At 59.1% G+C, this 19,524-nt stretch carries 17 protein-coding genes; 5 read left to right on the top strand and 12 right to left on the bottom strand.

The features are described 5' to 3' along the window. Positions 1 to 463: 463 nt before the first annotated feature. Entirely contained in the window at positions 464 to 2,875 is a 2,412-nt protein-coding gene (locus ACYZUA_RS03930) for a penicillin acylase family protein (protein ID WP_461962145.1), read from the top strand. A gap of 132 nt (positions 2,876 to 3,007) precedes the next feature. Here ACYZUA_RS03930 and ACYZUA_RS03925 read toward each other — a convergent pair whose 3' ends face one another. Further along, a complete protein-coding gene (locus ACYZUA_RS03925; protein ID WP_461962144.1) occupies positions 3,008 to 3,973 on the bottom strand; it encodes a GlxA family transcriptional regulator in 966 nt (321 codons plus the stop codon). 314 nt (positions 3,974 to 4,287) lie between these two features. Here ACYZUA_RS03925 and ACYZUA_RS03920 point away from each other — a divergent pair, with 314 nt between their 5' ends. Then, the gene (locus ACYZUA_RS03920) at positions 4,288 to 4,929 is read left to right on the top strand and encodes an HD domain-containing protein (RefSeq protein WP_461962143.1); all 642 of its coding nucleotides are present in this window, start codon (positions 4,288 to 4,290) and stop codon (positions 4,927 to 4,929) included. A 137-nt stretch (positions 4,930 to 5,066) separates the two neighbouring features. Here the strand turns inward: ACYZUA_RS03920 and ACYZUA_RS03915 are convergent, their stop codons facing one another. The 8 genes from ACYZUA_RS03915 to ACYZUA_RS03880 all read right to left on the bottom strand — a co-directional run bounded on the left by ACYZUA_RS03915 (position 5,067) and on the right by ACYZUA_RS03880 (position 14,318). Next, positions 5,067 to 5,957, bottom strand: a complete 891-nt coding sequence (locus tag ACYZUA_RS03915) for an ABC transporter permease subunit (protein WP_461962142.1) — start codon at positions 5,955 to 5,957, stop codon at positions 5,067 to 5,069. Beyond that, positions 5,954 to 6,835, bottom strand: a complete 882-nt coding sequence (locus ACYZUA_RS03910; protein ID WP_461963865.1) for an ABC transporter permease subunit — start codon at positions 6,833 to 6,835, stop codon at positions 5,954 to 5,956. Before ACYZUA_RS03910 ends, ACYZUA_RS03915 begins: the two co-directional genes overlap by 4 nt. A gap of 35 nt (positions 6,836 to 6,870) precedes the next feature. Then, positions 6,871 to 8,013: an ABC transporter ATP-binding protein gene (locus ACYZUA_RS03905; protein WP_461962141.1), complete on the bottom strand. Its 1,143-nt coding sequence runs from the start codon at positions 8,011 to 8,013 to the stop codon at positions 6,871 to 6,873. A 74-nt stretch (positions 8,014 to 8,087) separates the two neighbouring features. Next, on the bottom strand, positions 8,088 to 9,185 hold the full coding sequence (locus tag ACYZUA_RS03900) for a polyamine ABC transporter substrate-binding protein (RefSeq protein WP_461962140.1): 1,098 nt from the start codon (positions 9,183 to 9,185) through the stop codon (positions 8,088 to 8,090). Positions 9,186 to 9,428: 243 nt separating this feature from the next. Continuing rightward, positions 9,429 to 10,526: a polyamine ABC transporter substrate-binding protein gene (locus tag ACYZUA_RS03895; RefSeq protein ID WP_461963863.1), complete on the bottom strand. Its 1,098-nt coding sequence runs from the start codon at positions 10,524 to 10,526 to the stop codon at positions 9,429 to 9,431. Between the two features lie 197 nt (positions 10,527 to 10,723). Further along, positions 10,724 to 12,088 (bottom strand): aspartate aminotransferase family protein, encoded by a 1,365-nt coding sequence (locus tag ACYZUA_RS03890; protein WP_461962139.1) that lies wholly within the window; start codon positions 12,086 to 12,088, stop codon positions 10,724 to 10,726. Between the two features lie 57 nt (positions 12,089 to 12,145). Next, entirely contained in the window at positions 12,146 to 13,504 is a 1,359-nt protein-coding gene (locus ACYZUA_RS03885) for a glutamine synthetase family protein (RefSeq protein ID WP_461962138.1), read from the bottom strand. A 37-nt stretch (positions 13,505 to 13,541) separates the two neighbouring features. Continuing rightward, on the bottom strand, positions 13,542 to 14,318 hold the full coding sequence (locus ACYZUA_RS03880; RefSeq protein WP_461962137.1) for a gamma-glutamyl-gamma-aminobutyrate hydrolase family protein: 777 nt from the start codon (positions 14,316 to 14,318) through the stop codon (positions 13,542 to 13,544). A 278-nt stretch (positions 14,319 to 14,596) separates the two neighbouring features. Between ACYZUA_RS03880 and ACYZUA_RS03875 the strand changes: the two genes are divergently transcribed. The 3 genes from ACYZUA_RS03875 (at position 14,597) to ACYZUA_RS03865 (ending at position 17,626) form a co-directional block, all read left to right on the top strand. Continuing rightward, complete coding sequence (locus tag ACYZUA_RS03875) at positions 14,597 to 15,973, top strand: glutamine synthetase family protein (RefSeq protein WP_008150449.1); 1,377 nt, start codon at positions 14,597 to 14,599, stop codon at positions 15,971 to 15,973. A gap of 240 nt (positions 15,974 to 16,213) precedes the next feature. Beyond that, the gene (locus tag ACYZUA_RS03870; RefSeq protein ID WP_095127015.1) at positions 16,214 to 16,846 is read left to right on the top strand and encodes a TetR/AcrR family transcriptional regulator; all 633 of its coding nucleotides are present in this window, start codon (positions 16,214 to 16,216) and stop codon (positions 16,844 to 16,846) included. A 15-nt stretch (positions 16,847 to 16,861) separates the two neighbouring features. After that, entirely contained in the window at positions 16,862 to 17,626 is a 765-nt protein-coding gene (locus ACYZUA_RS03865; RefSeq protein ID WP_461962136.1) for a hypothetical protein, read from the top strand. 63 nt (positions 17,627 to 17,689) lie between these two features. On the opposite strand, the gene ACYZUA_RS03860 is transcribed toward ACYZUA_RS03865, so the two are convergent. From ACYZUA_RS03860 to ssuC, 3 genes are read right to left on the bottom strand one after another with little or no spacing between them, the layout of a single operon-like run. Next, positions 17,690 to 17,905: a TOBE domain-containing protein gene (locus ACYZUA_RS03860; protein WP_003229256.1), complete on the bottom strand. Its 216-nt coding sequence runs from the start codon at positions 17,903 to 17,905 to the stop codon at positions 17,690 to 17,692. Between the two features lie 33 nt (positions 17,906 to 17,938). Continuing rightward, a complete protein-coding gene (gene ssuB / locus ACYZUA_RS03855; protein WP_461962135.1) occupies positions 17,939 to 18,745 on the bottom strand; it encodes an aliphatic sulfonates ABC transporter ATP-binding protein in 807 nt (268 codons plus the stop codon). Then, the gene (gene ssuC / locus ACYZUA_RS03850; RefSeq protein WP_461962134.1) at positions 18,742 to 19,524 is read right to left on the bottom strand and encodes an aliphatic sulfonate ABC transporter permease SsuC; all 783 of its coding nucleotides are present in this window, start codon (positions 19,522 to 19,524) and stop codon (positions 18,742 to 18,744) included. The genes ssuB and ssuC overlap by 4 nt, the downstream gene beginning before the upstream one ends.

The following is a 19,524-nucleotide window of genomic DNA, read 5'->3' as shown; positions in this document are numbered from 1 at the left end:
GGAAACTCCGATATCAAAGCCACTTTATAGTCAGCTTAGCAATAACTCGCAATGCTATTTTTGTAGTACGATTCGCTAATTAACGAAGGAAATCTCCTATAACCACATCACCTCAACCACATTAATCCGCTACTCACCCAGGAATATGCTGCCGCTTCATTATTCCTAGACCAGCGGCCTCGAAGCTATAGATCATATTCTTCCGCCTACAACTTGCTAATTTATCCGCACACTTTTGACTCAACTCTTTTATATATTCGCAGTACGAACCAGAAACCAGCCTTTACGTGGGAGTCGTACTAATTATGCGCAGGGGATATTACGGACCTTGGCCAGTCGACCCCACGAAGTAGCAAAGACGTTGAAATACGAATCCCTCCTACGGGCGATGGGCCAATTCGACAAGCTGTGTTAAACAGTGGCGCCAGGGAACTGCAGCCACTCATAACAACAAGGAACCCCCATGAAACGTAGCCTAACCGCCCTAGCCCTGCTGATTGTTGCGCTCGCCGCAGGTGCAGGTTGGTACGTCTACAGCAAGCAGCCGACACGCCAGGGCATGGTGGAACTGCAACACCTGCAAGGTTCGGTTACCGTGCGCTACGACGAGCGCGGCATCCCGCACATCCGCGCCGAGAACGAAACCGACCTGTACCGCGCGCTCGGGTACGTGCATGCCCAGGATCGGCTGTTTCAGATGGAAGCCCTGCGCCGCCTCGCCCGCGGCGAGCTGGCCGAGGTGCTGGGCCCGAAACTGCTCGACACCGACAAGCTGATGCGCAGCTTGCGCATTTGCGAACGCGCCGACACCTACCTGGCGAACATGGACAAACAGTCGCCAGCCTTTATCGCCATGCAAGCCTATCTGGACGGCATCAACCAGTATCAGGACAGCCATCCAAAACCCGCGGAGTTTGATGTACTGGGCATTCCCAAACGCCCGTTCACTGCCCAGGACACCATCAGCATCACCGGTTACATGGCCTACAGTTTTGCCGCCGCGTTTCGCACCGAACCGTTGCTGACCTACGTGCGCGATCAGTTGGGCGCCAACTACCTGAACGTCTTCGATCTCGACTGGCAGCCCAAGGGCGTGCTGGCGAAAAACCGCAGCGGTGCCATGCCACCCTTCGCCAGTACCGACTGGAAAGACCTCAACGCCCTCGCCCGCCTCAGCGAACAGGCACTGGCCGACAACGGCTTGCCGCAGTTCGAGGGCAGCAATGCCTGGGCCGTCTCCGGCAGTCGTACCAAAAGCGGCAAACCGCTGTTGGCCGGCGACCCGCATATCCGTTTTTCCGCGCCGTCGGTGTGGTATGAAGCGCAGCTCTCGGCGCCGGGTTTTGAGCTCTATGGTCACTATCAGGCATTGATGCCGTTCGCCTCCCTCGGGATGAACCGCGACTTCGGCTGGAGCATCACCATGTTCCAGAACGACGACCTCGACCTGATCGCCGAGAAGGTCAACCCGGACAACCCCAATCAGGTCTGGTATCGCGGCAAATGGGTGGACATGCTGACCAGCGAACAGCAGATCGCGGTCAAGGGCCAGGCGCCGGTGACACTGGTGCTGCGCCAGTCGCCCCACGGGCCGATCGTCAACGATGCGCTGGGCAGCAGCGTCGGTAAAACCCCGATCGCCATGTGGTGGGGTTTTCTCGAAAGCCAGAATCCGATCCTTGAGGGCTTCTACCAGCTCAACCGCGCCGACACCCTGGCCAAGGCGCGCAGTGCCTCCGCAAAGGTTCAGGCGCCGGGTCTGAACATCGTCTGGGCCAACGCCAAGGGCGACATCGGCTGGTGGGCAGCGGCGCAACTGCCAAAACGTCCGGCGGGTGTGCGTCCGGGGTTCATTCTCGACGGCAGCACTGCCGAGGCGGACAAGGAGGGTTTTTACCCGTTCAGCGCCAACCCGCAGGAAGAGAACCCGGCACGCGGTTACATCGTCTCGGCCAACTTCCAGCCAGTGTCGCCGACCGGCATGGAGATTCCCGGTTACTACAACCTGGCCGATCGAGGTCAGCAGCTCAATCGCCAGCTCAGCGACAAAACCATCAAGTGGGATCTGGACGCCAGCCAGAAGCTGCAACTGGGCACCACCACCGCTTACGGCCCGCGCTTGCTGGCGCCGTTGTTGCCGGTACTGCGTGAGGTGGTAAGTGATCCCGCCGAGCTCAAACTGGTTGAGCAACTGGCCCAGTGGAAAGGCGACTACCCGCTCGATTCCACCAGCGCCACGCTGTTCAACCAGTTCCTGTTCAACCTGGCTGACGCGACGATGCACGATGAACTGGGCAATGATTTCTTCGAGACTCTGCTGTCGACTCGGGTGATTGATTCCGCTCTGCCTCGCCTGGCCGCGACGGCCGATTCACCGTGGTGGGACAACCGCAACAGCCTCGGCAAGGAAACCCGCGCCGATACGGTCAAGATTGCCTGGCAGGCGAGCATTGCTCACCTCAAGACCACCCTCGGCGCCGATTTCGCGCAATGGCAGTGGGGCAAGGCGCACACGCTGACCCATGGTCATCCGCTGGGGCAGCAAAAGCCGCTGGACCGGATCTTCAACGTCGGCCCGTTCGCGGCACCTGGCACTCACGAAGTACCGAACAACCTCTCGGCCAAAATCGGCCCGGCGCCGTGGCCAGTAACTTATGGTCCCTCGACCCGTCGCCTGATCGACTTCGCCGACCCGACCCACAGCCTGACCGTCAACCCGGTCGGCCAGAGTGGCGTGCCGTTCGACAGCCACTATGACGATCAGGCTGAAGCGTATATCGAAGGGATCTACTACCAGGCGCATCTCAACGACGAAGAAGTCACCGCCAATACGCGCAGTACGTTGAAGCTGTTGCCGGCGCGTACTGCGCAATAGATTTTTGTTGGCCGGGCTGGCGCCTTCGCGAGCAGGCTCGCTCCCACATTGGAATGCATTCTCCTGTGGGAGCGAGCCGGCTCCGGGCGGCGTTCCGACGATGAGGCCCTGACAAGCGACAAAAATGTCAGGTCAAACCATCGCCGCAAAGTTCAGCCTGAATTGCTGCGGCGTCACGCCCAGCCTGCGGTTGAACACACTGCGCATGTGCTGGGCATCGCGAAATCCGCACTGATAGGCCACGGTCTTCAGCGGCGAATGGGTGCTTTCAAGCAACACCCGCGCCGCGTCCACCCTGGCCCGTTCGACGAATTCCGCCGGGGTGACTTTCGCCTCTTTGGCAAACACCCGTGAAAAGTTGCGGGCGCTCATGTTGGCGGCGTTGGCCAGGTCGGCAATTGCCAGGTCGCCCGTCAGGTTGGCCAACACGTAAAGCTGCACCAACGCCACCGCCGAAGTGGGCTCGGCGTGTGGCGTGAGGAATGGGCTGAACTGTGACTGCCCGCCCGAGCGCTGAGTAAACACCACCAGTCGCTTTGCCACACTCAGCGCTACGTCCGGTCCGTGATCCCTGGCCAGCAAGTACAACGACAGATCAATCCCCGCCGTGACACCCGCCGAGGTGTAGAGCTCGCCGTCCTCCACGTAAAGACGATCCGCCTCGACCTGAGTCGACGGGCACAACTGCGCCAGCGCGGCGGCGTCGTCCCAGTGGGTGGTCACCGTTCGTCCTTCCAGCAATCCGGCCCGGGCGAGCATGAACGCGCCGTTGCAGATCGAACCAAAGCGTTGCGCCTGCGCGCAGGCATCGCGCAGCCAGGCATCAAATGCCGCACCGAAATCCATGAACGGCAACTGCGGTCCACCGGCCACCAGCAGCAAGTCATAAGCCTCCAGCGCTTCACTGAAATGCCGATGGGCATTGAGTGACAAACCGTTGGAACACGCCATCACCCCGCGCTCGACGCCGATCACCTCCAGTCGATAGTGATCTGCCGGCTCAAGGAAACGATTCGCTTCGCAAAACACATCCATGGGACCGGTGACGTCCAGGGACTGGACACCGGCGAAGACCACGATGGCAACGGTTTTACTCATGGCTCAATTGCCTCTATGGATCACACTTACCTGTGGCGAGGGGATTTATCCCCGTTGGAGTGCGCAGCGCTCCCAGACTTTTTGGGGCCGCTACGCAGCCCAACGGGGCGGTGCGACGTTTCGCTAAATCCCCTCACCACAAAAGCTTATTCGCCGAGACCAAACTTAGCCAATCCGCGCGTAACAAGCGAGGTTGGCGCGATATGCATGCTCATTGGCAAGGATCACAGCCATGGATCGATTGTCCGGTTTCGGCGGCGCGGACAGACTGAACCCATTAGCGCCGCCACGGCGTTCCCCATGAGGACAGCACCATGAGCAGCATCATCGCCGGTATCAAAATCCCCGACAGCGCGTTGGCCAAGGCCACCACGGAATACATTCGCGATGTCGAATCAGACCTGCTGTATCACCACTCACGCCGGGTGTTTCTGTTCGGTGCCTTGAGCGGTGAACGCAAGCAACTGGCCTACAACCCGGAACTGTTGTACGTCGGCGCAATGTTCCATGACTTGGGTCTGGTTGAAGGTCATCGCACTGACGATGAACGCTTCGAGGTCGATAGTGCCAACGCTGCCAAAGCGTTCCTCAAGCCCTACGGTTTGTCCGACGACGATATCGAGCAAGTGTGGCTATCGATTGCCCTGCACACCACACCGGGCGTGCCGCAACATCTGCGGCCTAATGTGGCGCTGGTCACGGCCGGGGTCGAAATGGATGTGTTGGGCATCGATTACGCGGCGTTCCCCAGCGCGCAACGCGAAGAAGTGGTGCATGCCCACCCGCGTGGCGAAGGGTTCAAGGAATGCATTCTGTGTGCGTTCGCCAATGGCTTCAAACACAAGCCGAACACCACGTTCGGCACCGTGAACGCGGATGTGCTGATCGACAGCGAGCCGGGGTTCAAGCCGATGAACTTCGTCGAGATCATCCGCAAATCCCCTTGGGTGGCTTGACCCTTTGTGGGAGCGAGCCTGCTCGCGATGCAGGCAACTCGGTGCAACCAAGATACCGAGGTGATGCTATCGCGAGCAGGCTCGCTCCCACAGGGATTAGGGTTGGCCGCGCAGCGGTGGTCAACCCGGCATCAGGATCAAGCCGCTTCTGGCGCCTGAGCGCGACGCGCGTCCGGTTGTTTCCAGGAGTCTGCAGCGCTTTCTTCGATCGCCTGCTGAATCGCACGCTTGCGACTTTCTTCGGCACGACGGCTGAAGAACCAGACCAGGAAGGTCATCAGCGATACCGCCAGCAGAATCAGACTGGCCACGGCGTTGATCTCCGGTTTGACCCCCAGACGCACCGCCGAGAACACTTCCATCGGCAGGGTCGTCGAACCCGGACCGGACACGAAGCTCGCCAATACCAGGTCATCCAGGGACAGGGCAAACGACATCATGCCGCCGGCACCCAGCGATGGCGCGATCATCGGGATGGTGATCAGGAAAAACACCTTCCACGGCCGCGCGCCAAGGTCCATGGCCGCTTCTTCGATGGACAGGTCCAGCTCACGCAAACGCGCCGACACCACCACCGCTACATACGCCGCACAGAACGTGGTGTGGGCGATCCAGATGGTGATGATCCCGCGTTCCTGCGGCCAACCGATCATCTGCGCCATGGCCACGAACAGCAGCAACAGCGACAGACCGGTGATCACTTCAGGCATCACCAGCGGCGCGGTGACCAAGCCACCGAACAGCGTGCGCCCCTTGAAGTGGGTGATACGGGTCAGCACGAATGCCGCCAACGTCCCCAGCGCTACCGCCGCCACCGCCGTGTAGCAGGCGATTTCCAGCGAGCGCACCACCGAGCCCATCAGTTGGGTGTTGTCCATCAAGCCGACGTACCACTTGATCGACCAACCGCCCCACACCGTCACCAGTTTCGAGGCGTTGAACGAGTAGATCACCAGGATCAGCATCGGCGCGTAGATGAACAGCAAACCCGCAACCAGCATGAAACTTGAGAAACGGAAGCGCTTCATTCTTTACCCTCCATTTCTTTGGCCTGACTGCGGTTGAACAGGATGATCGGCACAATCAGGATCGCCAGCATCACCACCGCCAGGGCAGACGCCACCGGCCAGTCACGGTTGTTGAAGAACTCTTGCCAGAGCACTTTACCGATCATCAGGGTTTCCGGACCGCCGAGCAGTTCCGGGATCACGAACTCGCCCACCACCGGAATGAACACCAGCATGCAGCCCGCGACGATGCCGTTCTTGGACAGCGGAATGGTGATCTTCCAGAAGCTGTTGAACGTGCTCGAACCCAGGTCGGACGCGGCTTCCAGCAGACTGTTGTCGTGCTTCACCAGGTTGGCGTAGAGCGGCAGGATCATGAACGGCAGGTACGAGTAAACGACGCCGATGTACACCGCGAGGTTGGTGTTGAGGATCTGCAGCGGTTCGTCGATCCAGCCCATGGTCATCAGGAAACCGTTGAGCAAACCGTTGTTGCTGAGGATGCCCATCCACGCGTAAACGCGGATCAGGATCGCGGTCCAGGTCGGCATCATGATCAGCAGCACCAGCACCGTTTGCATCTCTTTGCGGGCACTGGCGATGGCGTAGGCCATCGGGTAGCCGATCAGCAAACAGAGGACGGTGCTGATCAGCGCCATCTTCAACGAGCCGAGGTAGGCAGCGATGTACAACTCGTCGCCGGCCAGCATCGCGTAGTTGCCCAGGTTAAGCAGCACCTGGAGCTTCTGGTCGATGAAGCTGTAGATCTCGGTGTACGGCGGAATGGCCACGTCGGCTTCGGCGAAGCTGATCTTCAGGACGATGAAGAACGGCAACATGAAGAACAGGAACAACCAAATGAAAGGAACCCCGATGACCAACTGGCGGCCACCGGGAATTATTCGATTGAGGCGGCGTTTGAATTTGCGCATGTTCATGAGCGAAGTACCACGCCGCTGTCGTCTTCCCAATACACGTAAACCTGGTCACCCCAGGTTGGACGCTGGCCGCGGCGCTCGGCGTTGGCGACGAAAGACTGGACGATCTTGCCGCTCGGCAGTTCGACGTAGAACACCGAGTGACCGCCGAGGTAGGCGATGTCGTGCACCTTGCCGCTGGACCAGTTGTATTCGCAGGTCGGCATGGTCGGCGTCACCAGCAGTTTTTCCGGACGGATCGCGTAGGTCACGGACTTGTCCTGCACCGAGGTGCTGATGCCGTGGCCCACGTAAATCTGGCGGTCCAGGTCCTTGCAGGTGATGATCGCGTGGCCTTCGGCATCGTCGATCACTTCGCCGTCGAAGATGTTGACGTTGCCGATGAACTCGCAGACCAGGCGGCTGGTCGGGGTTTCGTAGATGTCGATCGGGCTGCCGATCTGGGCGATCCAGCCCAGGTGCATGATCGCGATGCGCTCGGCCATGGTCATGGCCTCTTCCTGGTCGTGGGTCACCATGACGCAGGTTACGCCGACCCGCTCGATGATCTCGACAAGCTCAAGCTGCATTTGCGAACGCAGCTTCTTGTCCAGAGCCCCCATCGGTTCGTCGAGCAGCAACAGCTTCGGTCGCTTGGCCAAAGAACGCGCCAGGGCCACACGCTGACGTTGGCCACCGGACAACTGATGCGGTTTGCGCTTGGCGTATTGCGTCATCTGAACCAGCTTAAGCATGTCGGCTACGCGAGCATCGACTTCAGCTGCGGGGATTTTGTCCTGCTTGAGGCCGAACGCGATGTTCTGCGCCACGGTCATGTGCGGGAACAAGGCGTAGGACTGGAACATCATGTTGATCGGCCGCTCGTACGGCGGCATGTCGGTGATGTCTACGCCATCGAGGAAAATGCGCCCCTCCGTGGGCCGTTCAAAACCTGCGAGCATGCGCAGCAACGTGGATTTGCCCGATCCCGAACCGCCGAGCAGGGCGAAAATCTCGCCTTTCTTGATTTCCAGGGACACATCGTCCACGGCAATCGTCTCGTCGAACTTCTTCGTGACCCGGTCGATTTTGACCAACACCTGTTTAGGTGTTTGGTCGCCCTCGAGGGCTTTCTTATAGGCGCCGGAGGCAACTGCCATTTACGAAACTCCCAGAAAAAAAGAGTGCAGTTCGCTCAAGGTGAGCCAACCTTGGATAATTTGAGCCTTTGTAGCTATTTACCCGACTTGACCTTGGTCCAGCTGCGGGTCATCAAACGTTGAATGTTTGGTGGTAACTCGATAGACACGTAAGTCTTGTCGAGGACGGCTTGCGGTGGATAAACCGATTCGTCGGTGCGAATGGACTGTTCCATCAGTGTGTCCGACCCTGGGTTAGGGTTGGCGTAGCCCACGTAATCACTGACCTGGGCGATCACCTCGGGTTTCAGCAAATAGTTGATGAAGGCATGGGCTTCCTTGACGTTGGCCGCATCCTTGGGGATCGCCAGCATGTCGAACCAGAGCGCGCCGCCCTCTTTCGGAATCGAGTAGGCGATGTTCATGCCTTTGCCGGCTTCAGCCGCGCGGGCCTTGGCCTGGAACATGTCGCCGGAAAAACCGATCGCCACGCAGATGTCGCCGTTGGCCAGGTCCGCGATGTATTTGGACGAGTGGAAATAGGTCACGTAAGGCCGCACCGCGATCAACTTTGCTTCGGCCTTTTTGTAGTCTTCGGGGTTGGTGCTGTTGGCGTTCAGGCCCATGTAGTTGAGGACCGTGGGCATCATTTCATCAGCGGAGTCGAGGAACGCTACGCCGCAGCTGTGCAGTTTCTTGATGTTTTGCGGCTCGAACACCACATCCCAGGAATCGATCTTGTCGAGGCCCAGTACAGCCTTCACTTTGTCGACGTTGTAGCCAATGCCGTTGGTGCCCCACAGGTACGGCACGGCGTACAGGTTGCCCGGATCGTTTTGCTCCAGGCGCTTGAGCAATACGGGGTCGAGGTTCGAGTAGTTCGGCAACTTCGACTTGTCGAGTTTCTGGAACGCACCGGCCTTGATCTGCTTGCCAAGGAAGTGGTTGGACGGCACGACCACGTCATAACCGGTACGCCCGGCCAGCAACTTGCCTTCCAGGGTTTCGTTAGAGTCGAAGACGTCATACACGGGTTTGATGCCGGTCTCTTTCTGGAAGTCGGCCAGGGTGGTCTCGCCGATGTAATCCGACCAGTTATAAATATGCACAGTGCCAGCAGCCTGGACACTAACGGCAAGCGTCAGTCCGGCGCCGACCAGCAATGCATTGCGTAACAAAGAAAAAATAGGCACGTGGAGGTCCTCTAAAATTAGTTGGGCCCAAGTTGCCCCGCGTTACATGACAACCATGGCTGCCTGGCAACAAAACCGGCGCGCAACTTACCCTCGAAAAACCGTTCCAGCAAAACTTTTATGCAGTTGCACCTGTGGGAGCGAGCCTGCTCGCGATGGTCGTCAACGATAACGATGGGTGCCTGACACCCAGCGGCGCTCTCAGGTTCATCGCGAGCAGGCTCGCTCCTACAGGTTAATTACTTACTTACCGGATTTGATCTTGGTCCAGCTGCGAGTCATGATCCGCTGGGTCGCGGCCGGCAAGTCGGCAATCGCGTACAGCTTGGCCAGCACGTCCGCTGGCGGATAGATGCCTGGGTCAGCGGTGATTTCTTTATCGACCAATGCGGTGGCGGCCGCGTTACCGTTCGGGAAGCGTACGGCGTTGGTGATTTCAGCCATGATTTCCGGCTTCTGCAGGAAGGTCATGAACTTGTAGGCGCCTTCGACGTTTTCGGCATCTTTAGGGATGGCGACCATGTCGTAGAAGCTGCCCGCACCTTCTTTCGGAATGTTGTAGCTGACTTTCACCTTGTCACCGGCTTCAGCCGCGCGGGACTTGGCCTGGTAGATGTCACCCGAGTAACCCACGGCTACGCAGATGTTGCCGTTGGCCAGGTCAGAGATGTACTTGGACGAGTGGAAGTAGCCCACCGAAGGACGAATCTTCAGGAACAGTGCTTCGGCTTCGGCCAGTTGTTTTTTGTCCTGGCTGTCGGTTGGATAGCCCAGGTAGTGCAACGCCACCGGAATCATCTCGGTTGGCGAATCGAGGAAACTGATACCGCACGACTTCAACTTGGCGGCGTTTTCAGGTTTGAACAGCAGGTCCCAGGAATTCGTTGGCGCATCGGCACCCAGTGCAGCCTTGACCTTCTCGGCATTGAAGCCGATACCGATCGAACCCCACATGTACGGGAAAGCGTGTTCGTTGCCCGGGTCACTCACCGATACAGCTTTAAGCAGGTCAGGGTTCAGGTTCTTCCAGTTAGGCAGCTTGGACTTGTCGAGCTTCTGGTAAACGCCGGCCTTGATCTGCTTGGCCAGGAAGTTGTTCGACGGTACGACGATGTCGTAGCCGGACTTGCCTGCCAGCAGCTTGGCTTCCAGGGTTTCGTTACTGTCGAATACGTCGTAGACAACCTTGATCCCCGACTCGGCTTCGAACTTCTTGACGGTATCCGGTGCGATGTAATCGGACCAGTTGTACACGTGAAGAACCTTGTCGTCCGCCTGAACTGCGCCCGCCATCACGCCCATCAGGGACATGGCGAGGAGGGTCTTGCCAGCTATCTTCATACCTAATGCCTTCATGGGTAATGCTCCAATTATTCTTTTTAACCACGTTCTTGTTAACCAAGAGCCAGCGGCCTATTCCTGGGCAACTAAAACAACCGGTAGTCTGGCAAGATCCAAGGCAGGCTTTCAAGGAAAGACCAATCCTTTGTTTGCGCTGAGCGAAATGCGAACTTCGCACCCCGCTCAGAGCCTAGCACTTAGCCCTGCAATGCACTCAGGGTCAGGTCCAGACACTTGCGTGCCTTGGTCACCAACTCATCGATTTCAGCCGGTGTAATCACCAGTGGCGGAGCGATGATCATGGTGTCGCCGACGGCGCGCATGATCAGGCCGTTTTCGAAGCAGAACGTGCGGCAAATCATGCCGGCGCCCTTGCCTTCGAAACGCTTGCGAGTGGCCTTGTCCTGCACCAGCTCGATCGCCCCCAGCAGGCCCACCCCACGCACTTCACCCACCAACGGGTGATCGTTCAGTTCCCGAAGACGCTTTTGCAAATAGGGTGCCGTTTCTGCATGGACGCGCTCGATAATTTTTTCTTCGCGCAGGATGCGGATGTTCTCCAGTGCCACCGCAGCAGCCACCGGGTGCCCGGAATAGGTGAAACCGTGGTTGAAATCGCCGCCTTCGTTGAGCACCGCCACCACTTCGTCACGCACGATCAGGCCACCCATAGGGATGTAGCCGGATGTCAGGCCTTTGGCGATGGTCATCATGTCGGGTTTGAGGTCGTAGAAATCGCTACCGAACCACTCACCGGTACGGCCGAAACCACAGATCACTTCGTCTGCAACGAAGAGGATGTCGTACTTGGCAAGGATTTCCTTGATGCGCGGCCAGTAGGTGTCTGGCGGAATGATCACGCCGCCAGCACCCTGGATCGGCTCGGCAATAAACGCACCGACGTTGTCCACGCCGACTTCCAGAATCTTCTCTTCCAGCTGATTGGCCGCCCGGATACCGAACTCTTCCGGCGTCATCTCGCCGCCTTCAGCGAACCAGTACGGCTGCGCGATGTGGACGATGCCCGGAATCGGCAAGTCGCCTTGTTCGTGCATGTACGTCATGCCACCCAGGCTCGCGCCGGCCACGGTTGAACCGTGATAACCGTTCTTGCGGCTGATGATGACTTTCTTCTTCGGCTGGCCTTTGATCGCCCAGTAGTGACGAACCATGCGCAGCATGGTGTCGTTGCCTTCGGAGCCGGAACCGGTGAAGAACACGTGGTTCATGCCTTGCGGCGCGATGTCGGAGATGGCCTTGGCCAGTTCCAGCACCGGCGGGTGAGCCGTCTGGAAGAACAGGTTGTAGTAAGGCAGTTCGCGCATTTGTTTGCTGGCGGCATCGGCCAGTTCATCGCGACCGTAGCCGATGGCTACGCACCACAGGCCGGCCATGCCGTCGAGGATCTTGTTGCCTTCGCTGTCCCAGAGGTAAACGCCCTTGGCGTTGGTGATGATCCGCGGGCCTTTCTCTTTCAGCTGTTTGAAGTCGCTGAACGGGGCCAGGTGGTGATCGTTGCTCAGGGTTTGCCATTCACGGGTTTGCGGGTTGTTGCTGGTCATGCGAATTCTCCTAAGATTTCAGTGAGAGCGTCGCCAACATCAGCGGCGCCCGGCGCATCAGACGGCGAAGAGCAGGAATTCCCGCTCCCACGAACTGATCACGCGCTTGAAGTTTTCATGCTCGGCCCGCTTGACCGCGACGTAGCCAGTGATGAATTTCTTGCCCAGGTATTTCTCGATGGTCGCGCTGTGTTCCATACGTTCCAGCGCGTCTTCGATGGTCAGTGGCAGGCGCAGGTTGCGGCGTTCATAGCCACGCCCCACCACCGGCGCACTCGGGTTCAAGCCTTCGACCATGCCGATGTAACCGCAGAGCAGGCTCGCGGCAATCGCCAGGTACGGGTTGGCGTCGGCGCCCGGCAGGCGGTTTTCCACCCGACGGTTTTGCGGCCCGGCATCCGGAACCCGCAGGCCCACGGTGCGGTTCTCTTCGCCCCACTCCACGTTCACCGGTGCCGAGGTGTCCGGCAGGAAGCGGCGGAACGAGTTGACGTTCGGGGCGAACAGCGGCAACAGCTCGGGGATCAGTTTCTGCAATCCACCGATGTGGTGCAGGAACAGCTGGCTCATGCTCCCGTCTTCGTTGGAGAAGACGTTCTTACCGGTCTCGATGTCGATGATGCTCTGATGCAAGTGCATCGCGCTGCCCGGCTCGCCGGTCATCGGCTTGGCCATGAACGTCGCCGCCACGTTGTGCTTGAGCGCGGCTTCGCGCATGGTCCGTTTGAACACCAGGATCTGGTCGGCCAGGGACAGGGCATCGCCGTGACGGAAGTTGATCTCCATCTGCGCCGTGCCGTCCTCGTGGATCAGCGTGTCGAGGTCCAGCTCCTGCAATTCGCACCAGTCGTAAACGTCTTCGAACAACGGATCGAATTCGTTCGCTGCTTCAATCGAGAACGACTGGCGACCGGTTTCCGGGCGACCGGAGCGGCCAACCGGCGGTTGCAGCGGGAAGTCCGGGTCTTCGCAGCGCTTGGTCAGGTAGAACTCCATTTCTGGCGCCACGATCGGCTGCCAGCCCTTGTCGGAATAGAGTTTCAGCACCTTTTTGAGCACGTTGCGCGGCGACAGCTCGATCGGGTTGCCTTGCTTGTCGTAGGTGTCGTGGATCACCTGAGCGGTGGGCTCGATGGCCCAAGGCACCAGGAATACCGCGTTCTGGTCGGGACGGCAGATCATGTCGATGTCGGCCGGGTCGAGCAGTTCGTAATAGATGTCGTCTTCGACATAGTCGCCGGTCACGGTCTGCAACAGAACGCTCTCGGGCAGGCGCATGCCTTTCTCGGCAATGAACTTGTTGGTCGGCGAAATCTTGCCCCGGGTGATCCCGGTCAAGTCGGCGATCATGCATTCGACTTCTGTGATCTTGTGGTCTTTCAACCAATCGGTGAGCTGGTCGAGGTTGTTACTCATAAATGCCTCTTAGGCTTGGTTTCCTGACTCTTATAAGTCAGGCGTTGTTTGACGCATCGGCGTCGCGTTGTAATGCGTGCTTACGGCAGGCATCGCCAAATGCCTGGAAGATCGCAAGGTAATCCGGGTTTGAGCTTACCTGCCATTCGGGATGCCATTGCACTCCTAAAGCAAAACCCTTGCCCTGCGGGACCGAGACAGCCTCGATCAACCCGTCAGGCGCCAAGGCCTCGACGCAAAGGCCCGGCGCCAGACGTTCAACGCCCTGACCATGAATCGAATTGACCTGTATCTCGCTCGCCAGGCCCAGGCCTGCGAGCACACCACCCGGTTGAATGTGCACAGGGTGACTTGGCGCATACTGTCCTTCAAGCGGTAGGCTATCGTCTTCACGGTGATCCATGAAGGGACCGGCTTTGTGAACTTTTTGATGCAGGCTACCGCCGAACGCCACATTCATTTCCTGGAAGCCGCGGCAAATACCGAGTACGGGAATACCGGCCTCGACGGCGGCGCGGATCAACGGGAGGGTGTTGGCATCGCGTGCAGAATCATGAGCAGTGCCCGGCGCGCTGGCTGGGCCGCTATAGTGAAACGGTTCTATATTGGAAGGAGAGCCTGTAAAGAGGATGCCATCCAGACCGTCCAGAATATCGGACGGTGCCAGCAAATCGGCCAGGGACGGAAGAATCACCGGCAGGCCTTTGGCCGCTGAAGCCACGGCGCGGACGTACTTGTCGCCACTGATGTGATAAGCATGCAGACCGATCTGCTTAGAGCAGGCGGTGACGCCGATTAACGGCAGGCGAGACATGAAGCACCCCGGTATTATTGGTGTTATGGGTTTGAATCGAGCTTAGCCTTGTTCATTTTTTTACACAACACCCCCGTAAAAAATACAACACGGCCCGCTCAAGCCCGCAGGCGCTAAATGGCTCAAAGGCATAAAAACGCCCCAAAGTGCCTCAAAAAAGCCCCAAGGGTGCTTTTTTAGGGCAAAAAAGGCCTCGCTTGACTTCGGCATGCCGTTCGGGTTGACTGGAATCCGAAGAGATCAATGATTGATATTTTTAACAACAAAGGTGTTGCATCATGTCGGTACCCCCGCGTGCCGTTCAGCTTAACGAAGCGAACGCGTTCCTTAAGGAACATCCTGAGGTTCTGTACGTTGACCTTCTGATTGCGGATATGAATGGTGTGGTGCGCGGCAAGCGCATTGAACGCACCAGCCTCCATAAGGTTTACGAGAAAGGCATCAACCTGCCGGCCTCTCTATTTGCTCTGGATATCAATGGCTCGACGGTGGAAAGCACCGGCCTGGGCCTGGACATCGGCGATGCTGACCGAATCTGCTATCCAATCCCTGACACCCTGTGCAACGAGCCTTGGCAGAAGCGCCCTACCGCGCAACTGTTAATGACCATGCACGAACTTGAAGGTGAACCTTTCTTCGCGGATCCCCGTGAAGTTCTGCGACAAGTTGTTGCCAAGTTCGACGAGATGGGCCTGACCATCTGCGCCGCGTTCGAACTGGAGTTCTACCTGATTGACCAGGAGAACGTGAACGGTCGCCCACAACCGCCTCGCTCGCCGATCTCCGGCAAACGCCCGCATTCGACACAGGTTTACCTGATCGACGACCTCGACGAATACGTCGACTGCCTCCAGGACATTCTGGAAGGTGCGAAAGAGCAAGGCATCCCTGCCGACGCGATCGTCAAGGAAAGTGCCCCGGCGCAGTTCGAAGTGAACCTGCACCACGTGGCCGACCCGATCAAGGCCTGCGACTACGCGGTCCTGCTAAAACGCCTGATCAAAAACATCGCCTACGACCATGAAATGGACACCACGTTCATGGCCAAGCCTTACCCGGGCCAGGCGGGCAACGGTCTGCATGTCCACATCTCGATTCTCGATAAAGATGGCAAAAACATTTTTGCCAGTGAGGATCCCGAGCAGAACGCCGCACTGCGTCACGCGATCGGCGGTGTGCTCGAGACCCTACCGGCGCAGATGGCTTTCCTCTGCCCGAACGTCAACTCCTACCGTCGTTTCGGCGCACAGTTCTACGTGCCGAATGCTCCGTGCTGGGGCCTGGACAACCGTACTGTTGCGGTCCGTGTGCCGACCGGTTCCGCCGACGCGGTCCGTCTGGAACACCGTGTTGCCGGCGCCGATGCCAACCCGTACCTGCTGATGGCTTCGGTTCTGGCAGGCGTGCACCACGGCCTGACCAACAAGATCGAGCCGGGCGCACCCGTGGAAGGCAACTCCTACGAGCAGAACGAGCAAAGCCTGCCGAACAACCTGCGCGATGCATTGCGCGAGCTGGACGACAGCGAAGTCATGGCCAAGTACATCGATCCGAAATACATCGATATCTTCGTCGCGTGTAAAGAGAGCGAGCTGGAGGAGTTCGAACACTCCATCTCCGACCTCGAGTACAACTGGTACCTGCATACCGTGTAAGCGGTTGCAGTAAAACAACGCCGCCGGCCTTACAGCTTGCGGCGTTTTTTTATGGGTTCATAAAGTTGACCGAGTTGGATTCATCGCGAGCAGGCTCGCTCCCACAGGGGGACTTTCTGTGTAAGCAGAATGTATGTTCACTGCAGATCAACTGTGGGAGCGAGCCTGCTCGCGATGGCGTCCTGGCAGACAACACACACCCCTGCTCGTACAATGCCCGCTGCCCCGCAGGAGACTTCGATGACCCGACTCGCCACCCCACGCAAACCCCGCGCTCGCAGCCAGGCCCGGATCGATTCAATACTCGATGCCGCCCGCACGCTGCTGGCCGCCGAGGGCGTGGCCAGTCTGTCGATCTATAGCGTCGCCGAACGCGCGGAGATCCCGCCCTCCTCCGTCTACCACTTCTTTGCCAGCGTCCCGGCGCTGCTCGAAGCCCTGACGGCCGACGTCCACGCTGCGTTCCGTGCCTGTCTGCAAGCGCCCATCGACCATGAAGCCCTCAACGGCTGGCGCGATCTGTCGCGACTGGTGGAACAACGCATGCTCGCGATCTACAGCGAAGACGCCGCCGCCCGCCAGCTCATTCTTGCCCAGCATGGGCTGACCGAAGTCACCCAGGCCGACCGTCAGCACGACATCGAACTCGGCGACCTGATGCATAAACTCTTCGATCATCACTTCGAGTTGCCGAAGCTTCCGACCGATGTCGATGTGTTCGCGCTGGCCATGGAGCTCGGCGACCGCGTCTATGCGCGCTCGGTGCAACAACACGGACAGATCACCCCACGCATGGCTGAGGAAGGGATGCGGGTATTCGACGCCTACCTGGGCCTGTATTTGCCGCCCTACCTGTCCAAGCGCGACGCATAACGCAACGAGGTATTCATGGCGAACGTTCCAGACAACTACCATGGCGTGTGGCAGCGACGCCTGATCAAGTTCCAGTCGGGGCGCGTCGACAGTGAAACGGCCGTGTACTGGCTGCAAACCCCGCGTTTGTTTGCCGACCTGCGCATTCCGCCTGCCCCGCTTCCAGCCTTGCCACTGGAACAGCTGAATCACGCTGATTTGCTGACCCTGAGCGAGCAAAAAGGCTTCGCCGGCGTAACCGAGGTCAACGGCGACATTTGCCAGTGGCACCGCAAACTCGACTACCAGCCCGTCAGCACTGAAGAAGACATCGGGCGCATGCATTTTGAAACCAGCGAACGCCTGATCGAAACCGCACTGGACGACAGCTACTACGAGATCTGGGAGCGGCTGCCGGACTCTCGCGGCACCTGTCGCGGTCAGTGGTTGCAGGCGATCGATGATCCGGCGCGCGTTGCCTGCCTGGTGCTGGCCGGTGACTACTTTCTGTTCGCCGCCAGCCGCGCCGTTGCGCTGCCACCTGGTGGACATCTGCGCGAACACATCGACTTGGCCACCGCACAGGAACGGCTCGCCTGCGAACTTTCCTTTGGCCGTCACCACGCCGGACAAACCCCGTGGCACATCGACTATTCCACACTGCCGATGCAGGTCGGCCAGCCACTGTTGCCGGCAGACATCGATCCAAACGCCAGTGAGTTATTCAGCGACCCACGCCTGCTGTCTTCACTCGGCACCTGCGCGCCCGCCGCCGGTTGGCGCTGCGCACCCGAGCCCTGAACACCCGCGCACAAAAAACCCCGAAGGGTTCAAACCCTTCGGGGTTGTGTGCAATGCACGCGCTTACAACTTGGCGATCGACACCTCGGTGGATTTCACAAACGCGATCACTTCGCTGCCGACCACCAGTTCCAACTCTTTCACCGAGCGAGTGGTGATCACCGAGGTGACGATGCCGGAAGCGGTCTGCACGTCGATTTCGGACAGCACGTCGCCGAGTACGATTTCCTTGATGGAGCCTTTGAACTGGTTGCGAACGTTGATGGCTTTGATCGTCATGATGTTGATTCCTGTCGTTGGATAAGGCTTGAGTTATTGAGCCCAACGCAATTGCGTAGGCAATGGTGAAACAGGTTCCGGTGCCGGCGGTTCGCCGGGCAACGCCAGCACGCGATTGAGGACTTCGGTTTCCAGCGCCGCCAGCCGATGGGAGCCACGAACCCGGGGGCGCGGCAGCTCATCGTGCAGGTCGAGGCCGACTTCGCCCTCTTCGATCAGGATCACCCGATCGGCAATCGCCACCGCTTCACTGACATCGTGGGTGACCAGCAACACGGTGAAACCGTGCTTCTGCCAGAGCCGTTCGATCAGCTGCTGCATTTCAATTCGGGTCAGTGCATCCAGCGCGCCCAGCGGTTCGTCCAGCAACAGCAAACGCGGTTGATGGATCAGCGCGCGGGCCAGGGCCACACGCTGCTTTTGTCCGCCGGACAAGGCGGCCGGCCATTCATTGGCGCGGTCGGCCAGACCGACCGACTCCAAGGCTTCCAGCGCTTGTGGCCGCCAATTGCCCTTGAGCCCGAGACCGACGTTGTCGATGACCTTTTTCCATGGCAGCAGGCGTGCTTCCTGGAACATCAATCGGGTGTCTTCCCGCGCCTCACTCAGCGGTGCGGAGCCGGCGAGCAGTTCACCGCCCGTGGGTTTGTCGAGACCGGCGAGCAAGCGCAGCAAGGTACTTTTGCCGCAACCGCTACGACCGACCACGGCGACAAACTGACCGGCCGGGATGTGCAGGTCGATCTCGCGCAGCACTTGCCGCGCGCCGAAGGTTTTTTGCAGCTTGCGCACTGCCAGCGGAATCCCGCGCAGCAGGCGTGGAGGTTGTTGAGCCGTCATGCCGCACCTCCTTTAACAACCTGATAGGCCGGGTGCCAGCGCAACCACACGCGTTCAAGTCCACGGGCCGCGAGGTCGGCGAGTTTGCCGAGTACCGCGTACATCAGAATTGCCAATACCACTACGTCGGTCTGCAAGAACTCCCGGGCATTCATTGCCAGGTAGCCGATGCCGGAGCTGGCGGAAATGGTTTCCGCGACGATCAACGTCAGCCACATGAAGCCCAGCGCGAACCGCACACCGACCAGAATCGAAGGCAGCGCGCCCGGCAGAATCACCTGACGGAACAGGCTGAAACCGGACAAGCCATAACTGCGGGACATTTCCACCAGCGCCGGATCGACGTTGCGGATGCCGTGATAGGTGTTGAGGTATATCGGGAACAACGTGCCCAGCGCCACCAGGAAAATCTTCGCCGACTCATCGATGCCGAACCACAGGATCACCAGTGGAATCAGCGCCAGGTGCGGCACGTTGCGGATCATCTGCACCGAACTGTCGAGCAGGCGTTCGCCCCATTTCGACAAGCCGGTGATGAAGCCCAGGGTCAGGCCGATGCTGCCGCCGATGGCGAAGCCCAACGCTGCGCGCCAGCCGCTGATCGCCAGGTGCGTCCAGATTTCGCCGCTGCGCACCAGGCTGACGCCGGCTTCGATGACGGCGATTGGCGCCGGCAGAATCCGTGTCGACAACCAGCCCGCCGACACCGACAACTGCCACACCGCCAGCAGCAAAACAGGCAACGCCCAAGGCGCGAGGCTATGGATAAGTTTCTTCAT

The organism is Pseudomonas sp. LS2P72 (assembly GCF_054897865.1).
This window is presented reverse-complemented; position numbering and strand designations above follow the sequence as displayed.